Genomic DNA, 18,825 nt, shown 5'->3' with positions numbered 1-18,825 from the left:
CCAACATGGCCCGCGCGCTCTACATCCACTGGCCGTTTTGCCTCGCAAAGTGCCCCTATTGCGACTTCAACAGCCATGTTCGCGAACGGGTCGAGCATGATCGCTGGCAGGCGGGCCTGCTGGCGGACATGCGCCACGAACACGAAGTGGCGGGCGGAGAGCCGCTGTCGTCGATCTTCTTCGGCGGCGGCACCCCCTCGCTGATGCCCCCTGCCCTCGTCGCTCGGCTGCTGGACGAAGCGCAAAAGCTATGGGGCTTTGCCGAGGGGATCGAGATCACGCTGGAGGGCAATCCCTCCTCGGTAGAGGCGGCGAACTACGCCGCGCTGGCCGATGCCGGCGTCAATCGCGTCTCGCTGGGTCTACAGGCGCTGGACAACGAAACACTGCGCTTCCTGGGGCGCCTGCATGATGCCTCGGAAGGGCTGAAAGCGCTCGAAGTGGCGCAGCAGCGCTTCTCCCGCGTCAGCTTCGATCTGATCTATGCGCGTCCGGGCCAGACCCTCGACGCATGGCAGGCCGAACTTGCCCATGCCCTTTCCTACGGCACCGGTCACCTCTCGCTCTATCAGCTGACCATCGAGCCGGGCACCAAGTTCGCGACGATGGTACGCCAGCACCAGTTCGAGCCGCTGGACGAGGATGCCTGCGCCGACATGTTCGCGCTTACCCGCGAGATGACGGCCAGCGCCGGTCTGCCCGCCTACGAGATCAGCAATCACGCCCGCCCGGGCGAGGAAAGCCGCCACAACCTGACTTACTGGCGTTATCAGGACTATTGCGGGATCGGCCCCGGCGCTCACGGTCGCCGCGGGGGTGTGGCGACCACCCGTCATCGCAAGCCCGAAAACTGGCTGGAAGCGATCGATAGCCACGCCCACGGCATCAATGAAACTCGCGATCTTGGCCGACGCGAACAGGCGAGCGAGGCCATGTTGATGGGCCTGCGGCTTGATGAAGGCGTCGATCTGGATTCGCTGGCAGCCCGGTTCGGCCTGGCGATCGCCGATCTCTGCGTCGAGGCAAAGGCTGCGTTCTATGAGCGACAGGGCCTTGTCTGGCGCAAGGGCAACCGCCTTGGTGTAACTGATCAGGGCATGGCGCTGCTTGATGGCCTGCTGGGCGAACTGGTCCCGGCCGACCTCGTCGAGACATGACGACAAAGGCGGACCTGCTCGAAGCCTGGGGCAACCACCTCACCCACGCCCGGCGACGCAGCCCGCATACCTGCCGCGCCTATATCGCCACCGCCGCACGACTGATCGACGCGACAGCGGGCGTCGGGGGGGAGACGGACTGGCACGCTCTCTCCCGAACAGATGCCGGCACGCTTCGGCTCCATCTGGCCGAGCGACGGGAGGACGGGATCGGTAACGTTTCCGCCGCGCGTGAGCTTTCCGCGATCAAGAGCTTCCTTGCCTTCGCCCGCGAGCAGGCCGGCGTTCCGGAGCGAGCAGGCCCGAGAGTGCGCGGTCCGCGCGTCAAGAAAGGCATTCCCCGCCCGGTCACGCCGGACGAAGCCATCAACCTTGCCGCCACGGTAGAGGAAGACGCGCGCGAGGAATGGATCGGCGCCCGCGACCGGGCGGTGCTGCTGCTCCTCTACGGCGCCGGCATGCGCATTGCCGAAGCGCTCTCGCTCACCGGGTCCGCGCTGCCGATGGGCGAGACGATCACCGTCACCGGCAAAGGCAACAAGCAGCGCGTGGTGCCGCTGCTGCCGATCGTACGCGATGGGGTGGCTGATTACGTGGCCAAATGTCCCTGGCCGATGGGCCGGGACGAGGCACTATTTCGCGGTGCGAAGGGCGGCGCACTTTCACAGGGAATGGTGCAGAAAGCGATGGCGCGGGCGCGGATCGCGCTTGGCCTGCCCACAACGGCGACACCGCATGCGCTGCGCCACAGCTTTGCCACGCACCTGCTGGGCGCAGGTGCCGACCTCAGGAGCCTGCAAGAACTGCTGGGTCACGCCAGCCTGGGCTCGACCCAGATCTACACGAAAGTGGACGCGGCGACACTGCTGGACGTCTACCGAAACGCCCACCCGCGCGAGCAGGGATAGAGCAACACTCCATCCCGCCGCACATATCAAAAAACCCGCCGTCGTCTTGTCGCAGGCGGGGCCCCGCTTCCTTACTCTGCAAAGAAAAAGCGGGGCCTTTGCCTAAAAGTCCGGCCGCTCAGATCGCGCCTTCATCCGGCGCCAGCAGGAAGCGCCAGATCACCGCACCGATGGCCGCGCCGATCAGCGGAGCCACCCAGAATGCCCAGAGCTGGGAAAGAGCTGCCGTTTCGGCGAACAGCGCCACACCCGTCGAGCGGGCCGGGTTCACCGAAGTATTGGTAACGGGGATCGCCACAAGGTGGATCAGCGTCAGGCACAGGCCGATGGCCAGTGGCCCGAACCCGGCCGGCGCGATCTTGGAGGTTGAGCCGAGGATGACGATGATGAAACCGGCCGTCAGGATCATTTCGATCAGAAGCGCGGAATGCAGCGAATAGCCGCCCGGTGAAAGCGCACCATAACCGTTCGTTGCGAAGCCGCCGGGCGTCCAGCCCGCCTTGCCCGAAGCGATCGCGTAGAGCGCCGCCGCCGCCACGATGGCGCCGATTACTTGTGCGATCCAATAGGGGATCAGGTCCTTCCAGTCGAGCCGGCCACCTACGGCCATGCCAAGCGATACTGCCGGGTTGAAATGCCCGCCGGAAATCGCGCCGACCGCATAAGCCATCGTCACCACTGTAAGCCCGAAGGCTAGGGCGACGCCGGCAAAGCCGATACCAAGTTCAGGAAAGGCCGCTGCAAGGACTGCTGCACCGCAGCCCCCGAAAACAAGCCAGAACGTACCGAAGAATTCAGCTGCCAGTCTCTTGGACATAACGCCTGCTCCCCAATGGTTGCGGGCGAAGAATACGTCAGTATCCTTAAGCAAGATAGCCGGGAATTACACTAAGCCGATAGTTGGCTTCATTTTTTCAACTTGGGCTTGGTTCAGCGCGTTGGCTTCCAGCTTATTACCCGCCAGAGATACCAGGCCACGGTTGCTGCCGCCAGCGCCAGCGTCACCCATCCGATCCAAGCCGCCGCCTCGGAAAATCGCCGTCCCAGCCATTGCCCGCCCATCAGCAGCAGGGTGTTCCATACGGCTGCACCAGCGGCGGTGTAGAGAAGGAACCTTACGTGTTTCATGTGCGAAAGTCCGGCGGGGACAGAGATCATCGTGCGGAACATCGGCATGAACCGCATGACGAAAACCACCCAGTGACCGTGTCGGCGGAAGAATTTTCCGGCGCGTTCGACATCGTGCCACTCCATCGTCAGCCAGCGCCCCCAGCGGTCAACCAGCGGCTTCAGGCGCTCGTACCCCAGACGGTCGGCGATCAGGAAAAGGATGTAGTTGCCCAGCGTGCAGCCGGCCGTTCCCGCCAGCAGCACCGGCGTGAACGCCATCGTCCCGCGTGCCAGCGCGACTCCGGCGACGCCCATGATAAGCTCCGACGGAATCGGCGGCACCAGGTTTTCCAGCACCATCAGAAACGCGATGCCCCAGTAACCGCCGCCTTCGATCAGGCGGATGACCCATTCATCCATGACGGAATTCCGTTACATCGCGGCGTGGCGTGCCTCGATCGCGTCCCAGATCAGCGCGCCGGTATCGGTTCCGTTGAACCGGTCGATGGCAACGATGCCGGTGGGCGATGTCACGTTGATCTCGGTCAGCCATTTGCCGCCAATCACGTCGATGCCCACGAAAACCAGCCCCCGCGCCTTCAATTCCGGCCCCATCGCCGCGCAGATTTCCTCTTCGGTAGAAGTGAGTTGCGTCGCCTCGGCAGAGCCGCCGACGGCAAGGTTCGAACGGAATTCGCCCGCGCCCGGCTTGCGGTTGATGGCGCCGGCCACCACGCCATCGACCAGCACGATACGCTTGTCGCCTTCCGACACGTCCGGAAGGAAGGGCTGGACCATGAACGGCTCCACCCAGGCGTTCTGGAACATCTCCACCAGCGCGCCAAGATTGCTGCCGTCAGCCGGAACGCGGAAAACCGCCTTGCCGCCGTTGCCGTGGAGCGGCTTGACCACCAGGTCGCCACCCAGCCCGGCCGCCACCTGACGCTCCTGAAACGCGCGCACGTCCTCGATCCGTCGCGCGATCAGCGTAGGCGGCATGAAGCGCGCGAAATCGAGCACGAAGACCTTTTCCGGCGCATTGCGGACCGAGGCGGGATCATTGGCCACCAGCGTCTTGCCGGCCAGCCGCTCCAGCAGGTGCGTCGCGGTGATATAGCCAAGGTCGAACGGCGGATCCTGCCGCATCAGCACTACGTCGATATCGGCGACCAGGTCGATCAGGCGATAGTCGCCACGTGTGAAATGTGCGCCGTCCACGCGCTGCACCGTCACCGGTGCGCCCCAGCAGGTCAGCCGCCCGCCGGCGCCGTAGGACGCATCATAGGACATCGTCCGTACGTCATAGTGGAACAGCGTGTGCCCGCGCGCCTGCGCGGCCAGCATCAGGGCGAAGGACGAATCGCCGACGATGTTGATGGTTTCGAGCGGATCCATCTGAACGGCAATGCGCAGGGTCATGAAATGGGCTTCCTCGGGGGATTACAATCTTGGGGGGATTACGTGGCTGGCACTTAATGAAATTCGCGGAGACGTGCGAATAGTTTCGACCGCATCGGTGCGATCCCTGATTTTCGTTTTTACCAGACCCCCCGCTGTCACGCGAAAGGTTGCCATGCATTGGCGATCCGACGCGGCCAGCACCCCGGCGCCAGTAGCAGGACATCTATCCTGATGCTGTCGCCGGGTTTCTGGTAACGCGGCGACAGCGCCTCTGCCGCCGCTGCGACACGGCGCAGGCGGAACGCATCGATCGCGTGATCCAGATCCTCGGCCCGCGCGCGCCATTTCACCTCGACAAAGCACAGCACCCGGCCGCGCCGCGCGACCAGATCGACTTCGCCGCGTGGAGTCTTCACCCGCGACGCCAGGATGCGCCAGCCACCAAGCCGCAGGAACCAGAGCGCCAGCACTTCGCCCCGGCGCCCCTGCCGCTCCGCATAGGCGCGCCGGTCGCTCACTTCAGTTCAAGCGCCCGCGCATAGAGCGTCTTGCGATCGAGCCCGGTCGCCTTTGCCACGCTTGCCGCCGCCTGGGACGGCTTAGCCTCTTGCAGAGCGGCACGCAGCAGCGCGTCAACATCGATCTCGCCCAGCGGTTCGTCGCCCGGCGGCGCGACCAGCAGCACGATCTCACCCTTGGGCGGATGCGCGGCATAGTGCGCGATCAGTTCCTGCGGCGAACCGCTGCGGCATTCCTCGAACTTCTTGGTCAGCTCGCGCGCCACGGCGACTTCGCGGCCCGGCAAGACCGAATCGATAGCGGTCAGCGAATCCTCAAGCCGTGGGGCCGTCTCGTAAAAAATCAGCGTCGCCGGAATTTTCGAAAGTTCCGCCAGCACGCCCTCGCGCGCCTTGGCCTTGTTGGGCAGGAAGCCTGCGAACAGGAAGCGATCGTTGGGCAGGCCCGATAGCGTCATCGCCATCACCGCCGCATTGGCGCCCGGCAGGCTGGTGACGGCAATTCCACGCTCCCGCGCGATCCGCACCAGACGGTATCCGGGGTCCGAAATCAGCGGGGTTCCGGCATCGCTGACCAGTGCGACAGGCGCACTCTCCATCAGTGCCAACAAGCGTTCGCGGTCCCCCTCCCCGGCATGATCGTCATAGCGGATAAGCTTCTGTTTGATGCCCAGGTGGTGCAGCAATTTGCCCGTCACCCGCGTATCCTCGCAGGCGACCGCACTCACGCCCCGCAGCGTCTCCACCGCGCGCATTGTAATATCCCCAAGGTTGCCAATGGGGGTTGCCACTATGTAGAGCCCCGGCGAAAGACTGTTTTCCATCATCGGCCTCATGGCCCAAGGACCACGGGAGCGGCAAGCAATGTTCGACAAGAGCCTGAACGGGCGACCCAATCGGCGTAATTTTCTGGCCGGGGCCGCCATGGCGCTACTTGCCGGCTGCGCCGTCGTTCCCAAGGCTCCCGCGCCCACGCCGGCGCCGACGCCCGCCCCCAGCGGCGACAATGTGATCGCCAGCGATAACGACCGTCACCGCATCGCTCTGCTGGTCCCCACCACGGGCACGAACGCCGGAGTCGGCCAATCGCTCGCCAATGCGGCGAACATGGCGATTCTCGATACCGGCGCGAAAGATCTGCGCATCACCGTCTACGACACCGGCACCAATCCCGGCGATGCCGCACGCCGGGCCGTGGTGGATGGCAACAAGCTGATTCTGGGCCCGCTCCTGTCGGACGACATCAATGCCGTCCGCACGATCGCGAAGCCTGCGAAAGTGCCGATCATCTCATTCTCGAATGACGAGAAGGCGGCTGAGGCGGACGTCTTCATCATCGGCAATCTGCCCGGCCAGTCGGTCAGCCGCACGATCGCCTATGCCCGCCAGCAGGGCATCTCCAGCTTCGCCGCGCTCGTCCCGCGCGGCGAATATGGCGAGCGGGTGAGCAGTTCGCTGCTCGCATCGGTCCGCGCCAGCGGCGGCACCGTGCTGGCCATGGAAAACTACGATCGCACCGCCGCCTCGATCAGCGCGGCCGCCGCCCGCATCAAGGCCAAGGGCGGCTTCGGCGCGCTGCTGATCGCAGATAGCGGCAGCCTCTCCGCGCGCGCTGCCACCACGTTCCGCGCCGGCGGCAACGCTGCCCCGGTCCGCCTGCTGGGCACCGAACTGTGGAGCGGGGAGAAGGAACTCGCGACCGCCCCTGCCCTCAACGGCGCGTGGTTCTCCACCGTGTCCGATGCGCGCTTCGGCCAGTTCGCCAAGAGCTACCGCGCCCGCTTCGGCACCCAGCCCTTCCGCATCGCCACGCTGGGTTACGACGCGGTTCTGCTGACCCTGCGCGTCTCGCGCGACTGGAAGCCGGGCACGATCTTCCCGACTACCGCCATGTTCGCACCCGACGGTTTCCTGGGCGTGGACGGCGCCTTCCGCTTCAATCGCAACGGCCTGATCGAGCGCGCTCTCGAAGTCCGCGCGGTGCAGGCAGGCACTGTCAAGGTGATCGACGCGGCGCCCACCGGCTTCGCCAAGGGCAAGTAAGAGCTTTTTCGCGGCACCAGCCCGCTTCCCCACCCGACATCCCATCAGGATAAACTTGTGGGAGATCGGGTGGGGGAGTGGGCTGGTGCCGCAAAATTCGCCTTCAGCGAATTTTCAATCGATCCTGCCTCGCCCCTTTTGTTCTCTTTTTCTTCCACTTTTCCCCAATCCCTGCGGAAAAGCGTCGCTCACCCGCTTGATCGCGGTTTTTCCGCCTGCCTATAGTCGTCCCCATGTCCGACGACCTCTTCGACAAGCTCCCCTCCGCGGGCGGTGAAACCTACGACGGTTCGGCGATCGAAGTGCTGGAGGGGCTTGAGCCCGTCCGCCGTCGCCCGGGCATGTATATCGGCGGTACCGACGAACGGGCCCTGCACCACCTCGCCGCCGAAGTGCTGGACAACGCGATGGACGAAGCCGTCGCCGGCCACGCCAACCGCATCGAGGTGACGCTGGAGGACGAGCCGGGCACCGCCGGCCGCCTGACCATCACCGACAACGGCCGCGGTATCCCGGTCGATGAGCACCCCAAGTATCCCGGCAAGTCGGCGCTGGAGGTCATCCTTTCCACGCTGCACTCGGGCGGCAAGTTCTCCGGCAAGGCCTATGCCACCTCGGGCGGTCTGCACGGCGTCGGCATCTCCGTGGTCAACGCACTTTCGGTGAAAACGCGTGTGGAAGTGGCGCGTAACAAGGAACTGTTCGCGCAGGAATTTTCGCGCGGACAAACGCTTGGCCCGCTCCAGAAGGTCGGCGCGGCGCCCAACCGGCGCGGCACCGCCGTCACCTTCACCCCCGATATCGAGATTTTCGGCGATCAGAAGTTCAAGCCCGCCCGGCTGTTCAAGCTGGTGCGCTCGAAGGCCTATCTTTTCGCCGGCGTCGAAATCCGCTGGAAGTGCGCGCCCTCGCTTGCCGTGGACGGCATCCCCGCCGAAGCTACCTTCCAGTTCCCCGGCGGCCTTGCCGACCATCTGGCAGAACAGATCGGCAGCCGCGAATGCGTGACCACGCAGTTCTTCTCCGGCAGCCAGGAATTCCCGCGCGGGGATGACGGCTCAGAACAGGGCCGCGTGGAATGGGCGATCGCCTGGCCGCTCTACTCGGACGGCTCGTACTCCTGGTACTGCAACACCATTCCGACACCCGATGGCGGTACCCACGAACAGGGCCTGCGCGCTGCGCTGACCAAGGGCGTCCGCGCCTTCGCCGAACTCGTTGGCCAGCAGAAGAAGGCCAAGGACATCACGCCGGACGACGTGGTGACCGGCAGCGAAGTGATGCTCTCGGTCTTCATCCGCGACCCGCAATTCCAGAGCCAGACCAAGGACCGCCTCACCAGCCCAGAAGCTGCGCGCATGGTGGAAGCGGCGGTGCGCGATCACTTCGACCACTTCCTCACCGACAATATGGAGCGCGGCAAGGCGCTGCTGGGCGCGGTGATGGAGCGTATGGACGATCGCCTGCGCCGCAAGGCGGAGCGTGAGGTAAAGCGCAAGACCGCCACCAACGCCAAGAAGCTGCGTCTGCCAGGAAAGCTGACCGATTGCTCGGGCGAAGGCGATGGCGAGACCGAGATATTCATCGTCGAAGGCGATTCGGCAGGTGGCTCGGCCAAGCAGGCCCGCAACCGCAAGACGCAGGCGATCCTGCCGATCCGCGGCAAGATCCTGAACGTTGCCAGCGCGACGGCGGACAAGATCCGCGCCAACCAGGAAATCGCCGATCTCGGCCTCGCGCTCGGCTGCGGCACCCGCAAGGACTGCAACCCGGACGACCTGCGGTATGACCGCGTGGTGATCATGACCGACGCAGACGTCGACGGCGCACACATCGCGACGCTGCTGATGACGTTCTTCTTCCAGGAAATGCCGGAAATCGTGCGGCGCGGGCACCTCTACCTCGCCCAGCCGCCGCTTTACCGCCTGACCTCCGGCTCCACTTCCGCCTATGCCCGCGATGACGAGCACCGTGCGGAACTGGAGCGCACCGTGTTCAAGAACAAGAAGGTGGAAGTCGGCCGCTTCAAGGGCCTGGGCGAAATGAACCCCCAGCAGCTTCGTGAAACGACGATGAGCCCGGACAGCCGCTCGCTGATCCGCATCACCCTGCCGCCCGAATACGAAGGCCGTGCTGCGGTGAAGGACCTTGTCGACCGCCTGATGGGCCGCAACCCCGAACACCGTTTCATGTTCATCCAGAACCGCGCGGGCGAGATCGATCCGGAACTGATCGACGCCTGAGGCGTCGATCAGCGGAACTGCGAAAGCCTTATTTCGTTGCGGGCGTCACCGCAGCGGGCGCCGCAGTCATCGGTACTTGTACCTGGATCGGCGCAGCAGCCGGGGCAACCGTCACGTATGCCACATCATCTTCGAGGAAGCCCTTCACGGGAGATCCGGACGCGATGAAAGCGCTCGTTCCAGTGGTCAGAAATCCTGCAATCGGAACGAACGCAATTGCGGCCACGACGCCACCCGTGCCCGTCACGCCCTTGTCGTCGAAAGTGCCGGACAACCGGATATTCCGATCGCCAAGCCGAAGCGATACAACGCGTGCGCCAATGTAACCGGACTTGCCCCACATGCCCTTGTTACGAACTTCGGTGATCTCACCGACAGCCGGTGTTCCAGCAGGAATAATGACCACGCCATTGCGTTCGATATTCGCAGCCACTTCCATCTGGAAACGCTGACCGACGCGCAGAGCCTTCTTCTTAGTCGTAAGTTCTTCCCGCGTTACCAGCGGGATTTCCACGCCCGCGCGAAGAACGTTGTCCTGCACCGGCGCCAAAGGCACCGCGACCTGCGGCGCGGCGGTTGCCGCAGCCACGACCGCCCCCTGCTGCTGCGCATTGCCGGCGACAGCAACAGACACCAGCAGGCAAAAGCCTGCGGCATACTTCAATTTCATATAGATTCCCCCTGTGAGGTAGAAACACCTCACATTCGCGCGTAAAATCGCGCTCCGTTCGCCGTCAAATAAAATATATTTAACCGCTCTCGATCATCACCAATTGAAATTGGCGCTCTGGATTTTCGGATCCAGTCGCAATCGGTTCGCCGCCGCACTGCTTCGGCAAGGGGTTGTTAATAGCCGTTTCAGCGCATCCGCTTGATAAAAAGCCCGCTCTCGCGCTTTTCGGTGGCGAAGTTCGGCAAGGTCTGCACCAGTTCGGACAGGCGCGAAAAACCATAGCTGCGCGCGTCGAAGCTGGAACGGTTGGCCACCCGCTGCCCCACTTCGGAAAGGCTGGCATAGCCGTTTTCATCCCGCTTGCTGGCCTTCCACCCCTCGCCGATCAGCTTGACAAGGTCCTCGTCGATCGCAGGCTTTGCCGCCTCGCCCGAGCCTTCGTCGACATCGGCGGCGGGCAACGCTTCCAGGTCGATGAAACGGGTACAGGCCTCGCGAAAAGCCTCGGGCGTGCGACTGGTGCCGAAACCATAGACCGGCGTGCCATTCTGACGGATGCGGATAGCCAGCGGCATGAAGTCGCTGTCGCTGGTCATCAGGCCGAAGCCATCGATATGGCCGCCATAGAGCAGGTCCATCGCATCGATGGTCATCTTCATGTCGGTGGCGTTCTTGCCCTTCGTCACGTCGAACTGCTGCTGCGGCTCCAGCGCGTGGCGGTGCACCAGCTTCGACCAGCCTTTCAGCGAGACCTTGCTCCAGTTCCCGTAAGCCCGCCGCACGTTCACCGAGCCGAGATCCCCCAGGATCGTCAACGCCGCCTCCAGATTGCTGGGCGAGGCATTGTCTGCGTCGATCAACAGCGCGATATTGCGCGCCGCGCGGGGCTTGGGCTCGGACAAGTCAGGCTCCTTCCGGTTGGGGCACCCAGCGGGTGCCCGCCGTCAGACTACCGCGAAGACGGCACGCAACACCAGCGGTCGCAACGCCCCGGCGGCGAAGTCCGTGCGCTCCACACACCACTTGCCATGCTGCGGCGCAAAACATAGGGCTTAAGCGAACAGTTAAATACGGGGCTCTACCCCCGAGGGGACGGATATGCAGCGTTTCGAAGGCACCAGCAGCTATGTCGCCACCGATGACCTGAAGGTCGCGGTCAATGCCGCCGTCCTGTTGCGCCGCCCGCTGCTGGTGAAGGGGGAGCCCGGCACCGGCAAAACCGTGCTGGCCGAGCAGATCGCCGCCTCTCTCGATGCGCCGCTGATCACCTGGAACGTCAAGTCCACCACCAAAGCGCATCAGGGCCTTTACGAATACGACGCCGTTGGCCGCCTGCGCGACGGCCAGTTGGGCGACGCGCGCGTCCACGACATCAACAACTACATCCGCAAGGGCAAGCTGTGGGAGGCCTTCACCGCCCCGCGCCTGCCCGTGCTGTTGATCGACGAGATCGACAAGGCCGATATCGAGTTCCCCAACGACCTTCTGGCCGAACTCGATCGCATGGCTTTCGATGTCTACGAAACGGGCGAGCATGTCGCTGCCGTGGAACGCCCGATCGTCGTCATCACCTCCAACAACGAGAAGGACCTGCCGGACGCCTTCCTGCGCCGCTGCTTCTTCCACTACATCAAGTTCCCGGACCGCGAGACGATGCAAGCCATCGTCGATGTCCACTTCCCCGGCATCCAGAAAACGCTGGTCACCCGCGCGATGGAGATCTTCTACGAGCTGCGCGAAGTGCCCGGCCTGAAGAAGAAGCCTTCCACCAGCGAACTGCTCGATTGGCTGAAGCTGCTGTTGGCGGAGGACATGCCGCTGGACGTGCTGCAGAACCAGGACGCGACCAAAGCGATTCCCCCGCTGCACGGCGCCTTGCTGAAGAACGAGCAGGACGTCATGTTGTTCGAAAGGCTGGCCTTCATGGCACGCCGGGGGAACTGACAAGGCGGGAACTGATACGATGACTGCACCCTATACCGGACGCTGCGCCTGCGGGTCCGTCACGTTCGACATTGTGGGCGAGCCCATTGCCACGCGGCAGTGCTGGTGCCGCCAGTGCCAGCAGCTTGCAGCGGGCGGGCCGACCAACAATGCGATCTTCAAGGTGGAAGACGTCACGCTTGACGGTGAACTCGCCTCTTCCACATGGGCGGCGGCGAGTGGCAATACGCTGACGTTCAGCTTCTGCCCCAAGTGCGGCACGCAGATCTTCGCGCAAAGCTCCGCGCGCCCTCATTTGCGGACCTTCCGCCTCGGCGCGCTCGATGCGGGGCATGGGCTGAAACCGGCGATGGTGATCTGGACCGACGATGCGCCGGAATGGGCGCATTTCGACACGGCGCTGGAAACCTGGCCGCAACAGCCGCCTCCGCCGCCTGTTTCGCCGCCCACTCCTGCATAGGCGCAGCGTGATCACAGCGTCCCACACCCGCTTTGCCGCAATCCGCGCGCAGCTCGAAGCATTCGAGCCGCGCGCGGGCTGGCGGGCGTGGATCTACGAATTCCTGCTGTTCGGCTTCAAGCAAGGATGGGCCTGCCTGTTCGGCGGGCTGCTGCTGGCACTGCTGGTAGCCACCCATCTGTTCTATCCTGAGGGTGCCGCCCTCGCCCGCTACGATTTCCTGACGCTGGCGGCGCTGGCGATCCAGCTTGCGATGTTGGCGCTGCGGCTGGAAACGCTGGAGGAAGCCAAGGTGATCCTGGCTTTTCACGTCGTCGGCACGGTGATGGAACTGTTCAAGACGGCGCACGGATCCTGGGAATATCCGGAAGCGAACTTGCTGCGGATTGGCGGCGTTCCGCTGTTTTCCGGTTTCATGTACGCTGCCGTCGGCAGCTATATCGCCCGCGTCTGGCGGATCTTCGACTTCCGTTTCAGCGGCTATCCCATGGAGGCCGCCTCGGTCGCGCTGGCCGTCGCCATCTACGTCAATTTCTTTGCCACCACTGGCTGCCGGATGTGCGGATCGGCCTGTTCGCCCTGCTGGGCGCGCTGTTTCTGCGCACCCGCATCTGGTTTCGCGTCTGGCGCGAGGATCGCTGGATGCCGCTGCTGGTGGGCTGGCTGCTGGTCGCCCTGTTTATCTGGTTCGCCGAGAACCTGGCTACGTTCTCGCAGGCGTGGATCTATCCGAACCAGCGGCACGGCTGGGCGATGGTGCACTGGACCAAGCTGGGCGCATGGTATCTGCTGATGTACATTTCCTTCGTGCTGGTGGCGCTGGTCCATCGCCCCAAGGCGCGTGACGAGGGTGCGTCGGTTTCCTACGTCGACGCCAAGGGTGTAGGTTCGGGATCATGAACCGCGCACGATCTCCTGCTCCGGCCCTTGCACCGACCCCTTCGCCAGCCGGCTTGCCCGCACAAGGTGACACCGGGCCCAGGATGCGCGTTTCGGAAAGTCACACCATCATCTGCAAAGTGACAGATAACCCTTTGATTTCAAAACAAGGCGACACTTCGCTTCGCTGGCGTCGCCGTGTCAACCGGGACCGGATGCTGCCATGCTGCTGAACTTCATAGAGGAACTGCGCGCGGCCGGCATTCCCGCCTCGCTCAAGGAGCATCTGGTGCTGCTGGAAGCGCTGGACCGCGAGGTGATCGAGCGGACGCCGGAGGCATTCTATTACCTCAGCCGCGCCACCTTCGTGAAGGACGAGGGGCTGCTCGACCGGTTCGACCAGGTGTTCCAGAAGGTCTTCAAGGGCGTACTGACCGACTATGGCCAGCAGCCGGTCGACATTCCCGAGGAGTGGCTGCGCAAGATGGCCGAACGCTACTTCTCCGAAGAGGAGATGGAGCAGATCAAGGCGCTCGGCTCCTGGGACGAGATCATGGAGACGCTGAAGAAGCGCCTGGAAGAGCAGGAAAAGCGCCATTCGGGCGGCAACAAGTGGATCGGCACCAACGGCACCTCTCCCTTCGGCCATTCGGGCTATAACCCCGAAGGCATCCGCATCGGCGGCGAAGGCCGTCATGGCCGCGCGATCAAGGTCTGGGAGAAGCGCGAGTTCGCCAATCTCGACAACACGCGCGAACTGGGCACGCGCAACATCAAGGTGGCGCTGCGCCGCCTGCGCCGCTTCGCGCGCGAGGGAGCGGCCGAAGAACTGGACCTCGACGAGACGATCCGGGGCACTGCCAAGCAGGGCTGGCTGGACGTCGTCATGCGGCCGGAACGGCACAATGCCGTGAAAGTGCTGCTGTTCCTGGACGTTGGCGGGTCGATGGATCCGTACATCGAACTGATGGAGGAACTGTTCAGCGCGGCCAGCGCCGAGTTCAAGAACATGGAGTTCTTCTACTTCCACAACTGCCTCTATGAAGGCGTGTGGAAGGACAACCGCCGCCGCTGGTCGCAGCGCACGCCGACCTGGGACCTGCTCCACAAGTTCGGGCACGACTACAAGGTGATCTTCGTGGGCGATGCGTCGATGAGCCCGTACGAAGTCAGCCACCCCGGCGGTTCGGTGGAGCACATGAACGAGGAAGCCGGCGCGGTCTGGCTGCAGCGTGTGGCGCAGACTTATCCTGCAACGGTCTGGCTCAACCCCACGCCGGAGATTCAGTGGGGCTATTCCAGTTCGACGCGGATGATCCGCGACCTGATGGGCGGGGCGATGTTTCCGCTGACGCTGGACGGGCTGGATGCGGCGATGCGGGAACTGACGCGCAAGAAGGCATGAGGGCCCTTTCCTAAGCGCCCGGTTTGCGCGATCATCCTCATCAACCCCAAGAGGGAGTGCGACGATGAAACAGGTAGTTCTGATTTTGGCGATGGCTGTCCTGACGGTCGCGGCCGCTCCGCCCAACGGTGGGGGCAAGTCTCCGTCCGCGAAGGCAAAGTGCGGCTACACCATCCAGCGCGCCAACGCAGCTGCGGGGAAGACCACGCCAAACGCCGATGACGGCAAGCCAACGCTGATCCGCGCGGTGGACAAGCGGCTCGGTGGCTGCCCCGTGCTGGAATTGGCCGATGGCAAGCTCAAGGCTCCGCCCGCCTTCAACGATGGGCCGGCAAGCAAGTCGCCGGCCCAGTAAACGCATTCAGTAAAGCAGAAGGTCCGCGATTTCGGTCTTCCACGCGGCTTCGTCCGCCCCGGCCGCAGCATCGAGGTCAGCCGGAAGTGCATCGGGGCTGTCGACCCATTCGCGAAGCCCCGGTCCGCCGTTGATCACATCGATGGCAAGGCGCGTGAACTCGTACTCGTACGGGAAATCGCGCCAGATCGGATAGTCGGGATAGAGGTTGCGGATCGCCTTGAACGCCAATGCCTGAAGCCGCCACGGGCGGAAGGCATGATGGTCGTAGAACTTGCCCTCTGCATGGATCATCAAGCCGCTGCACAGCGTCTTGGCATGCTTATGGAAGGTCGGTTCGAACCAGCATTCGCGCACCGCGCAGCCTTCGAGCCATTCGGGGGCGAAGCGCTGCATCTCGGCCAGAACCGCCTTGGCGTCGATGTCCGGCGCACCGAACAGCACTTCCAGCGGGCGGGTGGTGCCACGGCCTTCCGACAGCGTCGCGCCCTCGATCATCACCGTGCCCGCATAAGCGCGGGCCATGTTGAGGTTGGCGGCGTTCGGGCTGGGGTTGATCCAGATGCGGTCCTGCGGCCAGCCGAAACCGGGGCCTTCGGGCTCCCATCCCTCCATCGCGACCACGCGGTAGTCGACGTCGAGCTTGAAATGCCGGACGAACCAGTGGCCCATCTCACCCAAGGTCAGCCCGTGGCGCATCGGCATAGGGCCCGCGCCGACGAAGCTCTCCTGCCCGGTCAACAGGGTCAGCCCTTCGATCGGGCGACCGGCAGGGTTCGGACGGTCGAGCACCCAGACGCTCTTGCCCTGCTTTTGGGCCGCTTCCAGCAGATAAAGCAGCGTGGTGACGAAAGTATAGATGCGGCAGCCCAGGTCCTGCAGGTCGAACAGGAACACATCGGCGCTGTCCATCATCGCCTCGCTGGGGCGGCGGACTTCGCCGTACAGGCTGTAGACGGGAATGCCGTAAGTCGGATCCAGCTCGTCCGCCGTCTCGACCATGTTGTCCTGCTTGTCGCCTTTCAGCCCGTGCTGGGGGCCAAAGGCACTCGTCACGTTCACGCCCGCAGCGATCAGCGCGTCAAGCGAGTGGACAAGGTCCTCGGTTACCGAGGCGGGATGGGCGACGAGCGCGACGCGGCGGCCGTCAAGCGGCTTACGCAGTTCAGGGTCCGCCAGCAGGCGGTCGATGCCGAATTTCATGCCTGCCCGGGTGCCGCAAGCGGAAGTGCGAAGCAAGACGGATCGTGGAAATCAGGCGCATCGCCGCTGTGGGAAAGCGCCCAATAGCTCTTAACGCCGCCCTCTTCCTCGATCACCGCTGTGAAGCCATGGTTCAGCGGCAGCGGTGGCAGGCCGGCAACGGGGATGGCGGCATCGAAGATCGCGATGTCCGAACCCTTGCGCATCGTACACTCCGGCTCGTGCGGCATCGGATGTTCGACCATGCCCTCGCGGCGACCGGTGAAGTCGTACACGTTCCAGCGTTCGGAGGGGGAGAGGTTGATCTCGACGTACGATGCCTCACCCGGCGGCTGGAGGAACAGCTCGAAACAGGTGGTGTTCCACAGCCCCTCTGCCCGGCCCTTGCCTGCGAAAGCCGGCACCACCAGCTTGCCCGCGCCAAGGATCCGCCAGCGCACACGCAGCCAGTTTTCGTCGAAGCCGATCACGCGGGTTTCGATCGAGCGAACGAGAACGGGTGGATGTGCCGGGTGGCAGGTCAGGTCGGACATGGCGGCCTCCGTAAAGGTCCGCGCGTCGGGCTGGCAATCCGGGTCTTGCCGGATTCGGCCGGATATCACCACGCACGCGACCAATTGCTTCATATCCTGCGCCCCACATGCTAGGCGCCCCGCTCCCATTAACAAGAAGCACGGTCATGACCTACAAATCTTCCCTGCTCCGCGTCCTCGAAGAGCGCGGCTACATCCACCAGACGACGGATGCCGAGGGCCTTGATGCCCTCGCAGAGAAGCAGGTCGTGCCGGGCTATATCGGCTTCGACGCCACGGCCGCGTCGCTTCACATCGGCAGCCTCGTCCAAATCATGATGCTGCGCCGCCTCCAGCAGACCGGCCACAAGCCGATCGTGCTGATGGGCGGCGGCACCACCCGCATCGGCGACCCCACCGGCCGCGACGAGAGCCGCAAGATGCTGTCCGACGAGACGATCGAGGCCAACATCAAGGGCATCTTCTCGATCTTCTCGCGCCTGTTGAAGTTCGGCGACGGGCCAACCGACGCGGTGATGGTTAACAACCAGGACTGGCTGGGGCAGCTGGGCTACATCCAGCTGCTTCAGGAAGTGGGCACCCACTTCACGGTGAACCGCATGCTCTCGTTCGATTCGGTCAAGCTGCGCCTTGAGCGCGAGCAGCCGATGACCTTCCTCGAATTCAACTACATGATCCTGCAGGGGTACGACTTCCGCCACCTCTGCAAGGAGAAGGACGTGCGTCTGCAGATGGGCGGCTCCGACCAATGGGGCAACATCATCAACGGCGTCGAACTGACCCGCCGCATGGACAGCAAGGAAGTCTTCGGCCTCACCACGCCGCTGCTGACCACGGCGGACGGCGCCAAGATGGGCAAGTCGGCCGCCGGCGCGGTCTGGCTTAACGAGGAAATGCTGCCCAGCTACGACTTCTGGCAGTACTGGCGCAATTGCGACGACCGCGACGTGGGCAAGTTCCTGCGCTTGTTCACCGACCTGCCGCTGGATGAGATCGCCCGCCTTGAAGCGCTTGACGGCGCGGCGATCAACGACGCCAAGGTCGTCCTTGCCAACGAAGTGACCAAGCTGTGCCGCGGCGAAGATGCCGCCGTCGCCGCCGAAGCCACTGCCAAGGCGACCTTCGCTGGCGGCGGACTTGGCCAGGACCTGCCGACGCTGGACGTGACCGGCGAAGGCGTACGTCTTGGTGCTGCACTCACCGAACTGGGCTTCACCGCCTCCAACGGCGAAGCCAAGCGCAAGATCGGCGAAGGCGCCGTCAAGCTGGACGATGTTACGATGGATGACCCGGGCTTCCTGATCGAAGTCGCATCCGGAGAAACTCGTAAGCTCAGCCTCGGTAAGAAGAAGCACGCGATCTTGCGGGGCGCCTGATCGCTGACAGAGCACACCTCATCCCGGCAGGACGGCAATGTCTTGCCGGGATTTACTGTTTGTTTGCCAATTTGATGCACTGTGCTGCCTCACGGCCATAACCAGAGGCGGATAAGAAAATGAGTGCAGGAGCACAGCTCTCTGTAACCGACAAACGGCGCGCGGCGCGCCACCCTGTCGATCACAAGCTGATTGCCGAACATCGCCGTCTGGGTGACGTTCACCTGCATATCGTCAACTTTTCGGCCCAGGGTTTCATGTGCAAGGGCGAACTGGACCTCGATCGGGGTGAACGCCTGGTAATGCGGCTTCCCGTGGTCGGACGGATCGAGGCGCACATGATCTGGTCGCATGAGGGCCGTTCAGGCTTTCAGTTCGAACGAATCATCCGGATCGACGATTTCCTGAAGCTGGTAGACACCACCCAGCCCAATCCGAGATTGCGTCCGCGTCGCTGAGGCGAAGCGCAGCATGCGACCTAGCGAAGCCGTCCCGCGTCGCCGGGCGGCTTTTTGCCTGGGTGATGAGCTGTGTGGCGATGGTGCCGCAACGCAGCATGAATTTTTCGACATGTTTCGATTGAGTATTGAGATAGTATAACATCACTCCTAGCCAGA

The 18,825-nt window shown here is 63.8% G+C and carries 19 protein-coding genes and 1 pseudogene; 11 read left to right on the top strand and 9 right to left on the bottom strand.

Annotated elements, in window-relative coordinates; genetic code table 11:
• Positions 1 to 5 precede the first annotated feature (5 nt).
• Together hemW and WBP07_RS05945 are read left to right on the top strand one after the other, a co-directional pair.
• Positions 6 to 1,157 (top strand): radical SAM family heme chaperone HemW, encoded by a 1,152-nt coding sequence (gene hemW / locus WBP07_RS05950; protein WP_395394849.1) that lies wholly within the window; start codon positions 6 to 8, stop codon positions 1,155 to 1,157.
• Positions 1,154 to 2,065, top strand: a complete 912-nt coding sequence (locus WBP07_RS05945) for a tyrosine recombinase XerC (protein WP_395394848.1) — start codon at positions 1,154 to 1,156, stop codon at positions 2,063 to 2,065. Before hemW ends, WBP07_RS05945 begins: the two co-directional genes overlap by 4 nt.
• Positions 2,066 to 2,183: 118 nt before the next feature.
• On the opposite strand, the gene aqpZ is transcribed toward WBP07_RS05945, so the two are convergent.
• The 5 genes from aqpZ to rsmI form a co-directional block, all read right to left on the bottom strand.
• Positions 2,184 to 2,882 carry an aquaporin Z gene (gene aqpZ / locus WBP07_RS05940; RefSeq protein ID WP_395394845.1) on the bottom strand — a complete coding sequence of 233 codons (699 nt, stop codon included), beginning with the start codon at positions 2,880 to 2,882 and terminating at the stop codon, positions 2,184 to 2,186.
• Positions 2,883 to 2,995: 113 nt separating this feature from the next.
• Positions 2,996 to 3,595 carry a DedA family protein gene (locus tag WBP07_RS05935; RefSeq protein ID WP_395394844.1) on the bottom strand — a complete coding sequence of 200 codons (600 nt, stop codon included), beginning with the start codon at positions 3,593 to 3,595 and terminating at the stop codon, positions 2,996 to 2,998.
• A gap of 12 nt (positions 3,596 to 3,607) precedes the next feature.
• Positions 3,608 to 4,594: a glutathione synthase gene (gshB, locus tag WBP07_RS05930; protein WP_395394842.1), complete on the bottom strand. Its 987-nt coding sequence runs from the start codon at positions 4,592 to 4,594 to the stop codon at positions 3,608 to 3,610.
• 137 nt (positions 4,595 to 4,731) lie between these two features.
• Positions 4,732 to 5,094, bottom strand: a complete 363-nt coding sequence (locus tag WBP07_RS05925) for a YraN family protein (RefSeq protein ID WP_395394841.1) — start codon at positions 5,092 to 5,094, stop codon at positions 4,732 to 4,734.
• Entirely contained in the window at positions 5,091 to 5,918 is an 828-nt protein-coding gene (gene rsmI / locus WBP07_RS05920; protein ID WP_395395732.1) for a 16S rRNA (cytidine(1402)-2'-O)-methyltransferase, read from the bottom strand. The genes WBP07_RS05925 and rsmI overlap by 4 nt, the downstream gene beginning before the upstream one ends.
• 40 nt (positions 5,919 to 5,958) lie before the next feature.
• On the opposite strand from rsmI, the gene WBP07_RS05915 reads away from it, so the two are divergent.
• Both WBP07_RS05915 and parE read left to right on the top strand, forming a co-directional pair.
• A complete protein-coding gene (locus tag WBP07_RS05915; protein ID WP_395394840.1) occupies positions 5,959 to 7,137 on the top strand; it encodes a penicillin-binding protein activator in 1,179 nt (392 codons plus the stop codon).
• 233 nt (positions 7,138 to 7,370) lie between these two features.
• A complete protein-coding gene (gene parE / locus WBP07_RS05910) occupies positions 7,371 to 9,380 on the top strand; it encodes a DNA topoisomerase IV subunit B (RefSeq protein WP_395394839.1) in 2,010 nt (669 codons plus the stop codon).
• Between the two features lie 28 nt (positions 9,381 to 9,408).
• Here the strand turns inward: parE and WBP07_RS05905 are convergent, their stop codons facing one another.
• Both WBP07_RS05905 and WBP07_RS05900 read right to left on the bottom strand, forming a co-directional pair.
• Positions 9,409 to 10,050: a hypothetical protein gene (locus WBP07_RS05905; RefSeq protein ID WP_395394838.1), complete on the bottom strand. Its 642-nt coding sequence runs from the start codon at positions 10,048 to 10,050 to the stop codon at positions 9,409 to 9,411.
• 188 nt (positions 10,051 to 10,238) lie between these two features.
• The gene (locus tag WBP07_RS05900; RefSeq protein ID WP_395394837.1) at positions 10,239 to 10,955 is read right to left on the bottom strand and encodes an NYN domain-containing protein; all 717 of its coding nucleotides are present in this window, start codon (positions 10,953 to 10,955) and stop codon (positions 10,239 to 10,241) included.
• Between the two features lie 196 nt (positions 10,956 to 11,151).
• On the opposite strand from WBP07_RS05900, the gene WBP07_RS05895 reads away from it, so the two are divergent.
• The 5 genes and pseudogenes from WBP07_RS05895 (at position 11,152) to WBP07_RS05875 (ending at position 15,096) form a co-directional block, all read left to right on the top strand.
• Positions 11,152 to 11,997 (top strand): AAA family ATPase, encoded by an 846-nt coding sequence (locus tag WBP07_RS05895; protein WP_395394836.1) that lies wholly within the window; start codon positions 11,152 to 11,154, stop codon positions 11,995 to 11,997.
• 19 nt (positions 11,998 to 12,016) lie between these two features.
• Positions 12,017 to 12,457 (top strand): GFA family protein, encoded by a 441-nt coding sequence (locus WBP07_RS05890; RefSeq protein ID WP_395394835.1) that lies wholly within the window; start codon positions 12,017 to 12,019, stop codon positions 12,455 to 12,457.
• 7 nt (positions 12,458 to 12,464) lie between these two features.
• Positions 12,465 to 13,357: pseudogene (locus tag WBP07_RS05885) on the top strand (DUF817 domain-containing protein).
• Between the two features lie 202 nt (positions 13,358 to 13,559).
• On the top strand, positions 13,560 to 14,741 hold the full coding sequence (locus WBP07_RS05880) for a VWA domain-containing protein (protein WP_395394834.1): 1,182 nt from the start codon (positions 13,560 to 13,562) through the stop codon (positions 14,739 to 14,741).
• A gap of 64 nt (positions 14,742 to 14,805) precedes the next feature.
• Positions 14,806 to 15,096, top strand: coding sequence for a hypothetical protein (locus tag WBP07_RS05875; RefSeq protein WP_395394833.1), 291 nt, complete (start codon positions 14,806 to 14,808; stop codon positions 15,094 to 15,096).
• A gap of 6 nt (positions 15,097 to 15,102) precedes the next feature.
• Here WBP07_RS05875 and WBP07_RS05870 read toward each other — a convergent pair whose 3' ends face one another.
• Both WBP07_RS05870 and WBP07_RS05865 read right to left on the bottom strand, forming a co-directional pair.
• Complete coding sequence (locus tag WBP07_RS05870; RefSeq protein WP_395394832.1) at positions 15,103 to 16,299, bottom strand: exo-beta-N-acetylmuramidase NamZ domain-containing protein; 1,197 nt, start codon at positions 16,297 to 16,299, stop codon at positions 15,103 to 15,105.
• On the bottom strand, positions 16,296 to 16,832 hold the full coding sequence (locus WBP07_RS05865) for a DOMON-like domain-containing protein (RefSeq protein ID WP_395394831.1): 537 nt from the start codon (positions 16,830 to 16,832) through the stop codon (positions 16,296 to 16,298). Before WBP07_RS05865 ends, WBP07_RS05870 begins: the two co-directional genes overlap by 4 nt.
• Before the next feature lie 146 nt (positions 16,833 to 16,978).
• Here WBP07_RS05865 and tyrS point away from each other — a divergent pair, with 146 nt between their 5' ends.
• Both tyrS and WBP07_RS05855 read left to right on the top strand, forming a co-directional pair.
• Positions 16,979 to 18,208 carry a tyrosine--tRNA ligase gene (gene tyrS, locus WBP07_RS05860; protein WP_395394829.1) on the top strand — a complete coding sequence of 410 codons (1,230 nt, stop codon included), beginning with the start codon at positions 16,979 to 16,981 and terminating at the stop codon, positions 18,206 to 18,208.
• A 119-nt stretch (positions 18,209 to 18,327) separates the two neighbouring features.
• Positions 18,328 to 18,666, top strand: coding sequence for a PilZ domain-containing protein (locus tag WBP07_RS05855; protein ID WP_395394828.1), 339 nt, complete (start codon positions 18,328 to 18,330; stop codon positions 18,664 to 18,666).
• The last annotated feature ends 159 nt before the right edge of the window (positions 18,667 to 18,825 follow it).

The sequence above is a fragment of the Novosphingobium oxfordense genome, from assembly GCF_044029435.1.
GTDB lineage: Bacteria > Pseudomonadota > Alphaproteobacteria > Sphingomonadales > Sphingomonadaceae > Novosphingobium.
Note: the sequence above shows the minus strand (reverse complement) of the source record. Positions and strands in the feature narration are given on the sequence as shown.